The organism is Bradyrhizobium sp. 179 (assembly GCF_023073535.1).
In the GTDB taxonomy this organism is placed as follows: Bacteria; Pseudomonadota; Alphaproteobacteria; order Rhizobiales; family Xanthobacteraceae; genus Bradyrhizobium.
On sequence record NZ_JADPJR010000157.1, the window covers coordinates 77,493 to 90,069 of the forward strand.

Consider the following 12,577-nt stretch of genomic DNA (forward strand, 5'->3'; position numbering starts at 1 on the left):
TCATGACCGAGAAGCTCGACATCGATCATTTGCGGCAATGGATCGGCCGCAGCCAAGAGGCCACCGACATCGTCACCGCGCAGCTCGTGAAAGGATTGCGCGCGACGCTGTTCCAGGAGGTCGGCGAGCCCAGGAACGGCGATGCCGCACCGTTCACGGTGCATTGGTGCCTGGCACAGCCGGTGTTTCCAATGTCGATGTTAGGGCCCGACGGCCACCCGACCCGCGGCGGCTTCCTGCCGCCGGTGCCGCTGCCACGCCGGATGTGGGCCGGCGGTGAGATCGAGTTCCTTGAGCCGCTGCGCGTTGGCGATGAATCGACGCGCACCTCACGCATCGCCGACGTGCAGGTGAAATCGGGCTCGACCGGCACGCTGTGCTTCGTCTCGGTCGAGCACAGCATTTCCTCGCCGCGCGGGCTCGCCATTCGCGAACGGCAGGACATCGTCTATCGCGAGATGACGAGCAGCGCGCCCGCGCCCGCCAAGGCTCCGCCCCCGCCACCGAAGGCGCAGCATCGCGAGACTCATGTCTCCGATCCCGTGCTGCTGTTCCGCTACTCCGCACTGACCTTCAACGGTCACCGCATCCATTACGACCGCGACTACGTCACCAAGGTCGAGGGCTATCCGGGCCTGATCTTCCACGGCCCGTTGCAGGCGGCGCTGATCATCGAAATGGCGGCCCGGTCGCATGGCGGCAAGGCGCCGAAGAAATTTACCTATCGGGGCGTGCAGCCGCTGTTCGAGGGCACGGAGTTCTCGATCAACGCGAACGACAGCGGCGAGAGCATGGAGCTGTGGACCGCGAACGCGGAAGGGCAGCCGACGATGAAGGGCACGGCGGTGTGGTAGTGCACTGCTCCCTCCTCGTCATTGCGAGCGCAGCGACGATACGGGAATCTAGACCCTCACCCTGAGGATCGAGAAGGGACCGAAACCATGTCCAAGAACGGCAAGACCGGCAGCAAGTCCGTCACCGTGAAGCAGGCCACGCTCGACCTGCTGCGCTCTTTCGGCATCGACAGGGTGTTCGGCAATCCCGGCTCGACCGAGCTGCCGTTCCTCAGCGACTGGCCTGACGACATCGACTATGTGCTGGCGCTGCAGGAAGCCAGCGCGGTCGGCATGGCCGACGGCTACGCCCAGGCCACGCGCAATGCCGGCTTCGTCAATTTGCATTCGGCGGCCGGCGTCGGCAACGCGCTCGGCAACATCTACACCGCGCATCGCAACCAGACCCCGCTCGTGATCACCGCTGGCCAGCAGGCGCGCTCGATCCTTCCCTTGCAGGCGTTTCTCTACGCCGAGCGCGCGTCGGAGTTTCCGCGGCCTTACGTCAAATACAGCGTCGAGCCGGCACGGGCCGAGGACGTGCCGGCCGCGATCGCGCGCGCCTATTACACCGCAATGCAGGCGCCGTGCGGGCCGACCTTCGTGTCGATCCCGATCGACGATTGGGCGCATGCGGCATCTCCGATCGAGGCGCGCAAGGTCAGCCGGGAGATCGGGCCCGAACCTGATGCGATGCAGGCGCTGGTGAAAGCGCTGACGTCTAGCAAGCACCCTGCCGTCGTCGTTGGCCCCGGCGTCGATCGCGCCGGCGCAGTCGATCTGATGGTGCGCGTGGCCGAGAAGGCCAAAGCCAGCGTCTGGGTCAGCCCGTTCTCGGCGCGCTGCTCGTTCCCCGAGCGCCATCCGCAATTCGCGGGCTTCCTGCATGCTTCGCCCGCGCAGCTGTCCGATGCACTACGCGATCACGACCTGATCGTCGTGATCGGCGCGCCGGTGTTCACCTTTCATGTCGAGGGCCATGCCGCGATCTTCGACGGCAGTGCGACGATCTTCCAGATCACCGATGATCCGGATGCAGCGGCGGTGACGCCGGTCGGCACCAGCATCATCGCGACGATGAAGCCTGCACTGAGCCTGCTGCTCGAGCTTCTGCCGGAGAGCAAACGCGCCGCGCCAAAGGGCCGCGCGCTGCCGCCGGCGCCGCAGGCCGCCGATCCGCTGCCGGTCGAATTCCTGCTGCATGCGCTGTCGCAGGCAATGCCGGACGGTAGCTCGCTGGTCGAGGAAGTCCCCTCGCACCGGCCAGCGATGCAAAAGTTCATGCCGATGCGCGGCCAGGACAGCTTTTACACGATGTCGAGCGGCGGCCTTGGCTATTCGCTGCCCGCCGCGGTCGGCATGGCGCTCGGCAAGCCGAAGCAGCGCACGGTCTGCCTGATCGGCGACGGCTCGGCGATGTATTCGATCCAGGCGCTGTGGACCGCCGCGCAGCGCAAGCTGCCGCTCACCGTCGTCGTCATCAACAATTCCGGCTATGGCGCGATGCGCTCGTTCAGCCAGGTGATGCAGGTGAGGAACGTGCCGGGCCTGGAGCTGCCAGGGATCGATTTCGTGCGGCTCGCCGAAGGCATGGGGTGCGAAGCGGTGTGGGTGACGAAGGCGGCGGAGCTGGGCGAGGCGCTGAAGCGCGGAATGACGTTTGCGGGCACGAGCCTGATCGAGGTCGTCGTGGATTCGACGGTGCCGGTGCTTTACGGGCAGAAGCACTAGGGGCGAATTCCGTCACACATTCAACTGTCATCGTCCGCGAAGGCGGGCGATCCAGTACTCCGAGGCCGCAGCGATCAATCGAGAAGCCGCGGAGTACTGGATGCCCGGCCTGCGCAGGGCATGACAGCGTCAATTGCGGGAACAGCGTCCCTTACTTCCCGAACTCCTCCCGCATCTTCGCCTGGATCTTGGCCATGCCGCCGATCCAGCGGTCGTAATTCTCGGTCTTCTTGCGCATGTAGCCGAGCACCTGGGGGTGCGGCAGGATCAGGAACGTCTCCTGTTCGAGGCCGGCGAGCACGTCTTTTGCGACCTGCTCCGGCGTCAGGTCACCGTCGCCGGATTGCGGGCCTTTCGGGATCGAGCGCAGCATGTTGGTGTCGACGCCCTGCGGACAGAGGATCGAGACCTTGATGTTGTGCGCCTTGTGCGAGATCGCGAGATTCTCGGCAAAGCCGACCGCGGCGTGCTTCGTCGTCGAATAAGCTGGGCTGCCGACCTGCGACAACAGGCCTGCGGCCGAGATCGTGTTGAGGAAATAGCCGCCGCCGCGCGCCCTCATGCGCGGAACGAGATGCCGCGCGGCATAGACGTGGGCCATGACGTGGATCGCCCAGCTCCGCTGCCACGGCTCATCGGAATCGCCGCCGGCATTTTCCGACATCGGATCGAAGCCGCCGCCGATGCCGGCGTTGGAGCAGAACAGCTCGATCGGGCCGAACTGCCGCTCGGTCTGCTCGATGACGTGGGCGATGTCCTTTTCCTGCGCGACGTCGCATTTGAAGGCGGCACCGTCCACCATGGCTGCGACCGCCCTTGCGTTGGTGGCGTCCATGTCCGCGACCACGACCTTGGCTGCACCCGCCCTGTGAAAAGCCTCGCACAGCGCCTTGCCGATGCCGTTGGCGCCGCCCGTGACGACCACGACCTTGCCGGTCACCTGCATGCGACGTCTCCTCTTGTCTTGGCCCGCGTCTCTTCTACCGCTTCGCGGCTTGCTCAGCTCAACACGAGGTCGAGCACCGCGGTATAATGACACGCCGCGCCGGCCAAGACAAAGCCGTGCCAGATCGCATTCTGGAAGCGCAGCCGCCGCCAGGCGTGGAAGATCACGCCGAAGCTGTAGAGCAGGCCGCCCGCAAGGATGAAGCCCAGCGCCAGCGCAGGAAGCGCCCTGACCACGGCGTCGTAGAGCATGACGCCGCTCCAGCCCATCGCGAGATAGATGCCGACTGAGATGCGGTCGAACCGGCCGGGATAGAACAGCTTCAGCACAATGCCGAGGATCGCGACGCACCAGACGCCGGTGAGCAGTAGCAGCGCGAACACGCTGTCCTTCAGCTCCAGGATGAAGGGGGTGTAGGTCGCCGCGATCAGGAGATAGATCGCCGCATGGTCGAACCGCCGCAGCACCCATTTGGCCGGCGACACCGGCCATAGATTATAGGTCGCCGACAGCACCAGCATCGAAAGCAGGCCGGCGACATAGATCGAGACGCCGACGATGTCGGTGGCGTCGGCATAAACCGCCGCCAGCACCACCAGTACGGTCGCGGCGATGAGCCCGGCGAGCACGCCGATGGCGTGAATGACACCGTCGGCGATCAGCTCGGCGCGGTCATAATCCCAGCCGATCGCGTCGGCCGCGGCATGGACTGAGGAGGATGCGAAGTGTTTCAGTTGGAAGACGGTCATGGCAATCCGCAACGTGAGGCAATGCCCTTCTTGTATGGGTGTTTCGCGACCGGCGCGTCGTTCAAGCGGCTGATTTGCCGAGAAAGGCGGTGGAAGTATGAAACTTGATTTTCCTCACGCAATTGCCACTTTTGTGAACGGTCGCACATTCCTCCCGCCCGAGATCACTCAGCGTTCATATGGCATTCAGTTTCCAGGATATGGTCGAGGAGGCGCGGCTGTCGGCGAGGGCGCTGATCGACTATGGCGAGCATTTCTTCAATCCGACGGTGCGGCTCGGGGTCACCGGCCTGTCGCGGGCCGGCAAGACGGTGTTCATCACCGCCTTGATCCACGGCCTTACCCGCGGCGGCCGGTTTCCGGTGTTCGACGCCTATGCCTCGGGCCGGATCGCACGGGCGCATCTGGCGCCGCAGCCGGACGATGCCGTGCCGCGCTTTGCCTATGAGGCCCATCTCCGCGCGCTGATCGAGGAGCGGCGCTGGCCGAACTCGACCGTCGACATCAGCGAGCTCCGCCTCGTCATCGATTATCAGCGCCGGAACGGCGCGGACCGCACGCTCACGCTCGACATCGTTGACTATCCCGGCGAATGGCTGCTCGATTTGCCGCTGCTGCAGAAGAGCTACGAACAATGGTCGGCCGAAAGCCTGACACTGTCGCGCGAGGCGCCGCGCGCGCATCTTGCCGCAGACTGGCACGCGCATCTTGCAACGCTCAAGCCCGAGGCACGTGAGGACGAGCAGGCGACGCTCACGGCCGCCAAGCTCTTCACCAATTACTTACGCGCCTGCCGCGACGAGCGTTTTGCGATGAGCCTCTTGCCGCCCGGCCGCTTCCTGATGCCCGGCAATCTCGCAGATACGCCGGCGCTGACCTTTGCGCCGCTCGACGTGCCCGCTGGCGGGCAGGCGCCCGAGGGATCGCTGTGGGCGATGATGGTGCGCCGCTATGAGGCCTACAAGGACATGGTGGTGCGGCCGTTCTTTCGTGATCATTTCGCCCGGCTCGACCGCCAGATCGTGCTGGCCGATGCGCTCACGGCATTCAACTCCGGACCCGAAGCGCTGCACGACCTCGAAGCTGCGCTTGCCGGCATTCTCGATTGTTTCAACATCGGCCGCAGCACCTTGCTCTCCAGCCTGTTTCGGCCGCGCATCGACCGCATCCTGTTCGCGGCAACCAAGGCGGACCATCTGCATCATTCCAGCCACGACCGGCTCGAGGCCGTGCTGCGCCGTGCGGTCACCCGCGCGGTTATGCGCGCCGAAAATACCGGCGCGGAGATCGACGTCGTCGCGCTCGCCGCCGTCCGCGCCACGCGCGAGGCGCAGGTGGCGCATGGCCGCGACAAATTGCCGTCGATTTTAGGAACACCGTCCGCAGGCGAAAGCGCTGGCGGCGAGTTCTTCGACGGCAACACCGAGGTTGCGACCTTTCCAGGCGATCTACCGCTGGATCCCGAGCCGCTGTTCAATGGTACGGCTGCGTTCCGCGGACTCGCGACGCAAGCTGCCGAGAAGAGTGATTTCCGCTTCCTGCGCTTCCGGCCGCCAAAGCTCGAGCACGAAGAAGGCACCGAAGAGCCGGCGCTGCCACATATTCGCCTCGACCGTGCCTTTCAGTTCCTGATCGGAGACAAGCTCTCATGAACGAGCGATCCCAGCAGCGGCGGCCGGCGACGTTCCGGCTGGACGATCCCGGCGTCGTCGTCACCGAGGCCGACGAGACGGGACGGGTCGGTCGTGGCACGATCCAGATCACGCCGGAGCCCGATCCGCTGGCGCTGCCGGTACCAGTTCAAACCACGCTTCCGGCGCGGCGCGGCTTTCCCTGGGGCGCGCTGTTCTGGTCCGGCCTCGCCGGGCTGACGCTGCTCGGTACCGGGCTCGGTGTCGTTCGTCTGATCGAGGATCTATTTGCGCGCAGCGACAGCCTCGGCATGGTTGGCCTTGCCTTCGCGTTCGTCACCGCACTTGCGCTCGCGGTCGTGATCGGGCGCGAGGCGTTCGGGCTGGCGCGGCTCGCGACGATCGAGAAACTGCATCAGCGCGCCGCCGCCGTCCTTGCCAATGATGATCGCAAGGAAAGCCGCCTCATCGTGCACGACCTCCTGAAGATTGCGCACCAGAACCCGCAGCTCGCCCGCGCCCGCGCGACGCTTGAGAGCCATGCTGGCGAGATCATCGACGGCGCCGATATGATCCGCCTCGCCGAGCGCGAGTTGATGTCGCCGCTCGACGCAGAGGCGCGGCGGCTGGTGTCGTCAGCCGCGCAAAAGGTCTCGATCGTCACGGCAGTCTCGCCGCGCGCGGCGATCGACGTACTGTTCGTGTTCGTCGCTGCGCTGCGCCTGATCCGCCAGCTCGCCTATCTCTACGGCGGCCGCCCTGGCGCGCTCGGCATGGTCCGACTGCTCCGCCAAGTCATCGCCCACCTCGCCATCACGGGCGGCATGGCCGCGAGCGATAGTTTGGTTCAGCAGATGCTCGGCCACGGCATCGCGGCGAAGCTGTCACAGCGGCTCGGCGAAGGCGTGCTCAATGGGTTGCTGACGGCGCGGCTGGGGCTGGCCGCGATCGATGTCACGCGCCCGCTGCCGTTCGCGGCGCTGCCGCCGCCGAAGCTCGCGGATCTCGCGACGGATCTGCTGCGGCGGAAAGACGACGAGGAGTAGCGCGCCCTCTCTTATCCTCCCCTGGAGGGCTATGGGATGCCCCCGCCAGCACCCGCCACTGGAACAGCGGCGAGTCCTTCGGCGGTGAGAGCTCCGGGGTCCAGCCGGTGAGCTTTTCCAGCACATAGGTGTCCATCACGAGCCCGCGCCAGCGGCGCTCGACTTGGCCAAGCTGCTTGCGTTTCGCCGGGATGCTCTCCCACAGCAATGATCGATGATCCGGCTCCCGCCCGACATAGATGCCGGCGTGGTCCCTGATCCGGTCCATGCCGGGATCGCGGAAATCCTGGAAGCGGCCGCGCTCGTTGATCTCGACGACGGGCACGCGGCCCCTGAACAGCCAGCGCATCATGGCGTAGGTGCGGTAGTCGGTCGTCGCGATCCAGGTCGCGCCGGTCTCATCGAGTGCGGCCTGCGCGCGCGCGGCGACCTGCTCGTAGCCGGCTTCGGCGCCGATCGGATCGATCTTGCCGAGGAGATTCCAGGGCGCGGCGACGTAATAGAGGAACACGATGACGACGAAGGCGATGCCCGTCGTGATGGATGTCCTGGCCCAGAACGCCGACGATCTGACCATGCGAGCCGACCATCTCTCCTTCGTCATCGTTGCCAGGTTCACAGCCGCAGCGGCAAAGCCGACCGGCCACATGAACATCGGCCAGGTGTCGCCGACCCGCAGCGTCGTCGACTTGACCAAAAAATAGAGAAACGGCACCAGCACCGCGGTCGACAACAGGATCGCGACCGGCTCGCGCGTGCGATAGCCGCGCCACGCCGTCAGCACCAGGCCCGTTAGCATCACCGGCAGCATCACGAAGCCAACCAGGCCGAATTGCAGGCCGATGTAATCACCGATGGTGCGCAGCGAAATGCCGTAATTGGCAGTGGCGCGCACGCCCTGGAAGCGGAACGAGGCCCAGTCGTGCTGCGCATTCCAGATCAGCACCGGCGAGAACACGAGAGTCGCGACCAGCACAGCGAGGTAAGGGTAAGGACTGCGCAACCAACGCCGACGCCAATCCGGCACCAGCAGAAAGGCAGCCACCGCGGGCGCAAACAGGATCGCGGTGAATTTCGACAGCATAGACAGGCCCGCGAACAGCCCGGCCGCAAGCCACCAGCGTCCATCGCCGCTTTGCGCCAGCCGCACCAGCGACCACATCATCGCCATTGCGAACGGGATCATGGCGACATCGGGCGCGACCTTGGCCATCAGCAGGCCGTAATAGAGCGCGGCCTCCGGCATCAGCACCGCGATCATGATTGTCCGTGCGTCATGGGTGAGACGACGGACGATGTCGGCGAGCAGCAGCTGCGTCATCAGCATCGCGACGATGCCGCCGAAGCGGACGCCGAGCGCGGTATCGCCGAAGATCGCGGTGCCGAAGCGAATGAGCCAGGCAATGCCAGGCGGATGATCGAGGAAGCTGAGCGCCGTTTCCTTTGACCAGGTCCAGTAATAGGCCTCGTCGGTCCGCAACTCGATCTCGGAGGCGTAGACGATCCGCAGCACAGTCATCGCGGCGATGATCGCTGCGGCCATGACGAGGGGCCGGCGCGCGGCGCCGCGAAGGGAAACGGTGATATCAGGGGCTGTCGTCACGGCCGCGCTTTTCGCCAACCTGTAACGGGGAGTCAATGCGGGAGCTCCATTCTCCCTGTCGTCCCGGATCGACGCGCGCTCGTCCCCGACGACGGCGGAGTGTGTGGCTCCTTGCCCCGCATGTGATCTCCAAAGCTGTCCACCTCCGGAATTAAACGCTACGCTGGCGGTTCTCTTTCATGAACTGATACAGTCGAATCATGGCCACCGCTCGCATACAGATGTCTGCCGTCCGTGCCACCAGCGTGCGGCAGGTGCGCCTCGTCTGCGGCGTCATCCTGTTCTGCTACGTGGTCAGCCACTTCCTCAACCATGCGCTCGGCAACATCTCGGTCGATGCCATGGAGGTCGGGGTCTACTACCACACCGTATTCTGGCGGTTCCTCCCCGTCGCGATCGTCTTCTACACGGCCGCACTTACCCATATGGGGCTTGGCCTCTACGCGCTGTACCAGCGCCGGCAGTTCCGCTGGCGGGCGATCGAGCCGCTACAGCTGGTGCTGGGCTTGAGCATTCCCGTCCTGATTATGGGACATGTGATCGGAGTGCGGCTCGGCCAGACGCTGTACGGACACCAGAAACTCTATCCGCAGGAGCTCTATCTGTTCTTCGTCGCCTCGCCCGGCCGGCTCTGGCAGATGACGATCCTGCTTCTGATTGCGTGGGTGCACGGCTGCATCGGGATCTTCTTCTGGCTTCGCCTCAAACCGTTGTTCACGCGCGCGGCACCCTATCTGCTCGCGGCTGCCGTGCTGATTCCGACGCTGTCGCTGCTCGGCATCTACCAGGGCGGGCGCAGCGTCGCCGTCGAGAGCGACGATGGAGAATGGCGTACGCACAATCTCACCCGCCGCCAGGTCGGCACGGTCGCCGAAGGCAATACGCTCGACCGCATCACCGGCAGCCTCACCATAGGTTATTTCGGCCTGCTCGGACTGGCGCTAGCGGCGCGCGGCGTGCGCGCGTTACGCGAACGGCGCGGCGGCATGATCGCGCTGTCCTACGGCAATGGGAAAACGGTGCGGGTCCCCAAGGGGCTGTCGGTGCTGGAAGCAAGCCTGCGCCACAATGTGCCGCATGCCAGCGTCTGTGGCGGCCGCGCCCGCTGCTCGACCTGCCGCATCCGCATCATCGGCGATCATGGCGCCCTGCCCGAGCCGTCGCCGCGCGAGGTCTTCGTGCTGACCCGTGTCGGCGCCAGCGACCCTTCGATCAGGCTCGCCTGCCAGCTGCGGCCGACGTCCGACCTCTCCTTCTTTCAGCTCTTCACACCGCACACACTCTCCGCGAATGCGCAAGCCTCGACGCCCGCCAGAATTGGCCAGGAGCGTTATCTGGTCAGCCTGTTCGTGGACATGCGCGGCTCGACCCGGCTCGCGGAAAAGCAGCTGCCGTTCGACACCCTCTTCATCGTCAACCGCTTCCTCGGCGCGGTGTCGCAGGCGGTGATCGAGAACGGCGGTCAACCGAACCAGTTCATCGGCGACGGCATGCTGGCGCTGTTCGGGCTGTCGGCCGAGCCGCAAGCGGCCTGCCGGCAGGCGCTGAAGGCGGCCTCCGGCATCGCGACGCGTATCGACGAGCTCAACGAGCTCCTGAGCCACGATCTGCGCCAGCCGATCCGCTTCGGCATCGGCATCCACGGCGGCGAGGTCATCATCGGCGACATCGGCTATCGCGATCACATCGTCTTCACCGCGCTTGGCGATGCTGTCAACGTCGCTGCCCGGCTTCAGGACATGACCAAGACGCTCGCTTGCGAGGCTATTGTCTCGGAGGAAGTCCGCCGCACCGCGGGCCTTGCCGACGACGCCCTGCCGCAGCAGGAGGTCGCGATCCGCGGTCGCGATGAGCCGCTTGCCGTGCGTGTCGTCGCGGATGCGAGGGACTTGACGGCGCTCGTCGACCGAGGCGAGCGCGTTGCCGCGTAGCGCGTAAGCCACACGGAAAGTGCACTCCCTCCCCGCTTGCGGGGGAGGGTTGGGGACAGGGTGCTTCCGCAACGGGACAATCCCCTAGAGGAGAGAACCCTCACCCGGCGCTTCGCGCCGATCTCTCCCGCAAACGGGAGAGGTGGAGCGCGCCGGCGCCGCGGTTACAACTCGACTCCATCTCATCGCCCTCGCCTTACTCCCGTAACACCGGCCTGCTGCAACGCAGCGGCATGGGCTTGCTGCGAAAGCACGAATTGACTTCGTCCAAATCGTTGCAACAGATGAGTGCGGGATCGCGGTGATGACCGCGATCCGACGAAAAGCTCCGGGAGGGGATGAGAATGTTCGATCGACGCGACCTGCTCAAAGGAGCGGGCCTTTCCGCCCTTGCGGCCACACTGAACTCAACCAGAGCGCTGGCGCTCGACACCGTCATCCTGCCCTTTGCGAATGGCGAACGGCCGCTGGTGAAATATCCACAGAAGCGGCCGATGATCGGCCTGACCAGCCGGCCGCCGCAGCTCGAGACGCCGTTCGCGGTGTTCAACGAGGGCCCGATCACGCCCAACAACGCATTCTTCGTGCGCTATCATCTCTCCGACCTGCCCTACAATCTCGACCCCGATAAGTTCACGCTCGAGGTCAAGGGCAAGGTCGACAAGCCGCTGAAGCTGTCGCTGAAGGACATCAAGAAGATGAAGGCGACCGAGATCGTCGCCGTCAACCAGTGTTCGGGCAACAGCCGCGGCTTCTTCGAGCCACGTGTCGCCGGCGGCCAGCTCGCCAACGGCGCCATGGGCAATGCGCGCTGGCGCGGCGTGCCACTGAAGGCGGTGCTGGAAATGGCGGGCGTGCAGGCCGGCGCCAAACAGGTCACCCTCAACGGCATGGACGGCCCGGTCAGCGACAAGACGCCGGATTTCGTCAAGGCGCTCGATCTCGATCACGCCACCGACGGCGAGGTGATGCTGGCCTATGGCATGAACGGCGAGGACCTGCCGTTCCTCAACGGTTTCCCGCTGCGCCTGATCGTGCCGGGCTATTACGGCACCTACTGGGTCAAGCACCTCAACGAGATCACGGTGATCGACAACGTCTATGACGGCTTCTGGATGAAGTCGGCCTATCGCATCCCTGACACGCCGAACAACGCGGTCGAGCCGGGCACCGCGCCGAAGGCGACGATCCCGATCAACCGATTCACCATCCGCTCCTTCATCACCAGCGTCCCCGACGGCGCCAAGCTGAAGGCGGGAACTGCGATTCTGCGCGGCATCGCCTTCGACGGCGGCAAGGGCATCAAGGAGGTCGAGGTCTCCTCCGACGGCGGCAAGACCTGGACCAGCGCCAAGCTCGGCAAGGATCTGGGCAAGTACTCGTTCCGCGAATGGAAGCTGCCGGTGAAGCTCGCGGCCGGCAGCCATGAGCTCAAGGTCCGCGCCACCGGCAATGGCGGCGAGACCCAGCCGGATACGCCGCGCTGGAACCCGGCGGGTTATCTGCACAACGTGGTCGAAACCGTCCGCGTGACCGTGGCCTGAAGGAGAATGACCATGCAGCGCACCGTTCTCCTCGCCATCTCGCTCGCTCTCGCCGCCGTGATCGGTTCGGCACTGGCGGCGCCGGTCAATTACAAGACCCCAGACGAGGTCGCGGCGTTCAAGCCCGGGCCCAATCTTGAGGTCGTGCAGGGCAATTGCAGCGCCTGCCACTCATCGGATTACGTCGCCACGCAGCCGCCGATGAAGGACAAGAAGGGCTTCTGGCAGGCCGAGGTGACCAAGATGATCAAGGTCTATGGCGCACCGATCGACGATGCCGACGTCGGCAAGATCGTCGATTATCTGGCCGCGACGTACTGAAGGACCGCATCAACCGCGTTTTCTCTTACCCTCCCCTGGAGGGCCCTCCAGGGGAGGGTTAAGGAAGAACGGCTACGCGATCCCTCTCGATAGTAGATCCGCAGCACACGGGCCATTTGACCGCGAAACGGGCAAAACCGGCAAAATCGCTGCGAAGTTGAGCGGAATTCGGCGAAATGCCGATGTGGTTTGAGCTACCAAGCCTGCCACATTCCGCGTATCCTGTTAGGACCGAACCGGCC

Annotated in this window: 10 protein-coding genes; 7 read left to right on the forward strand and 3 right to left on the reverse strand. The window is 65.1% G+C overall.

Going from position 1 to position 12,577, the window contains the following annotated elements; all coding sequences use genetic code 11:
* The first annotated feature begins 2 nt into the window (after positions 1-2).
* The gene (locus IVB12_RS35845; protein ID WP_247307261.1) at positions 3-854 is read left to right on the forward strand and encodes a MaoC family dehydratase N-terminal domain-containing protein; all 852 of its coding nucleotides are present in this window, start codon (positions 3-5) and stop codon (positions 852-854) included.
* Positions 855-941: 87 nt separating this feature from the next.
* Positions 942-2,564 (forward strand): benzoylformate decarboxylase, encoded by a 1,623-nt coding sequence (gene mdlC, locus IVB12_RS35850; RefSeq protein ID WP_247307279.1) that lies wholly within the window; start codon positions 942-944, stop codon positions 2,562-2,564.
* A gap of 151 nt (positions 2,565-2,715) precedes the next feature.
* Here mdlC and IVB12_RS35855 read toward each other — a convergent pair whose 3' ends face one another.
* Positions 2,716-3,510 carry an SDR family oxidoreductase gene (locus IVB12_RS35855; RefSeq protein ID WP_247307281.1) on the reverse strand — a complete coding sequence of 265 codons (795 nt, stop codon included), beginning with the start codon at positions 3,508-3,510 and terminating at the stop codon, positions 2,716-2,718.
* Positions 3,511-3,563: 53 nt separating this feature from the next.
* Positions 3,564-4,259: a hemolysin III family protein gene (locus IVB12_RS35860; RefSeq protein WP_247277411.1), complete on the reverse strand. Its 696-nt coding sequence runs from the start codon at positions 4,257-4,259 to the stop codon at positions 3,564-3,566.
* A gap of 179 nt (positions 4,260-4,438) precedes the next feature.
* Between IVB12_RS35860 and IVB12_RS35865 the strand changes: the two genes are divergently transcribed.
* A complete protein-coding gene (locus IVB12_RS35865) occupies positions 4,439-5,911 on the forward strand; it encodes a YcjX family protein (protein WP_247307285.1) in 1,473 nt (490 codons plus the stop codon).
* Entirely contained in the window at positions 5,908-6,936 is a 1,029-nt protein-coding gene (locus tag IVB12_RS35870) for a TIGR01620 family protein (RefSeq protein WP_247307287.1), read from the forward strand. Before IVB12_RS35865 ends, IVB12_RS35870 begins: the two co-directional genes overlap by 4 nt.
* On the opposite strand, the gene IVB12_RS35875 is transcribed toward IVB12_RS35870, so the two are convergent.
* The gene (locus tag IVB12_RS35875; protein WP_247307586.1) at positions 6,845-8,479 is read right to left on the reverse strand and encodes a glycosyltransferase family 39 protein; all 1,635 of its coding nucleotides are present in this window, start codon (positions 8,477-8,479) and stop codon (positions 6,845-6,847) included. The two genes, IVB12_RS35870 and IVB12_RS35875, sit on opposite strands and share 92 nt — an antisense overlap.
* 260 nt (positions 8,480-8,739) lie before the next feature.
* Between IVB12_RS35875 and IVB12_RS35880 the strand changes: the two genes are divergently transcribed.
* The 3 genes from IVB12_RS35880 to IVB12_RS35890 all read left to right on the forward strand — a co-directional run bounded on the left by IVB12_RS35880 (position 8,740) and on the right by IVB12_RS35890 (position 12,335).
* Complete coding sequence (locus tag IVB12_RS35880) at positions 8,740-10,470, forward strand: adenylate/guanylate cyclase domain-containing protein (protein ID WP_247307290.1); 1,731 nt, start codon at positions 8,740-8,742, stop codon at positions 10,468-10,470.
* A gap of 344 nt (positions 10,471-10,814) precedes the next feature.
* Complete coding sequence (locus tag IVB12_RS35885; protein WP_247307293.1) at positions 10,815-12,014, forward strand: molybdopterin-dependent oxidoreductase; 1,200 nt, start codon at positions 10,815-10,817, stop codon at positions 12,012-12,014.
* A gap of 12 nt (positions 12,015-12,026) precedes the next feature.
* A complete protein-coding gene (locus tag IVB12_RS35890) occupies positions 12,027-12,335 on the forward strand; it encodes a cytochrome c (protein WP_247307296.1) in 309 nt (102 codons plus the stop codon).
* The last annotated feature ends 242 nt before the right edge of the window (positions 12,336-12,577 follow it).

What these genes read in the sequence shown, in the direction of transcription:
- IVB12_RS35885 (WP_247307293.1), top strand. Translation starts at nt 10,815, where the DNA reads ATGTTCGATCGACGCGACCTGCTCAAAGGAGCGGGCCTTTCCGCCCTT.
- IVB12_RS35870 (WP_247307287.1), top strand. Translation starts at nt 5,908, where the DNA reads ATGAACGAGCGATCCCAGCAGCGGCGGCCGGCGACGTTCCGGCTGGAC.
- mdlC (WP_247307279.1), top strand. Translation starts at nt 942, where the DNA reads ATGTCCAAGAACGGCAAGACCGGCAGCAAGTCCGTCACCGTGAAGCAG.
- IVB12_RS35875 (WP_247307586.1), bottom strand. Translation starts at nt 8,479, where the DNA reads ATGGCCGCAGCGATCATCGCCGCGATGACTGTGCTGCGGATCGTCTAC.
- IVB12_RS35880 (WP_247307290.1), top strand. Translation starts at nt 8,740, where the DNA reads ATGGCCACCGCTCGCATACAGATGTCTGCCGTCCGTGCCACCAGCGTG.
- IVB12_RS35865 (WP_247307285.1), top strand. Translation starts at nt 4,439, where the DNA reads ATGGCATTCAGTTTCCAGGATATGGTCGAGGAGGCGCGGCTGTCGGCG.
- IVB12_RS35890 (WP_247307296.1), top strand. Translation starts at nt 12,027, where the DNA reads ATGCAGCGCACCGTTCTCCTCGCCATCTCGCTCGCTCTCGCCGCCGTG.
- IVB12_RS35860 (WP_247277411.1), bottom strand. Translation starts at nt 4,259, where the DNA reads ATGACCGTCTTCCAACTGAAACACTTCGCATCCTCCTCAGTCCATGCC.
- IVB12_RS35855 (WP_247307281.1), bottom strand. Translation starts at nt 3,510, where the DNA reads ATGCAGGTGACCGGCAAGGTCGTGGTCGTCACGGGCGGCGCCAACGGC.
- IVB12_RS35845 (WP_247307261.1), top strand. Translation starts at nt 3, where the DNA reads ATGACCGAGAAGCTCGACATCGATCATTTGCGGCAATGGATCGGCCGC.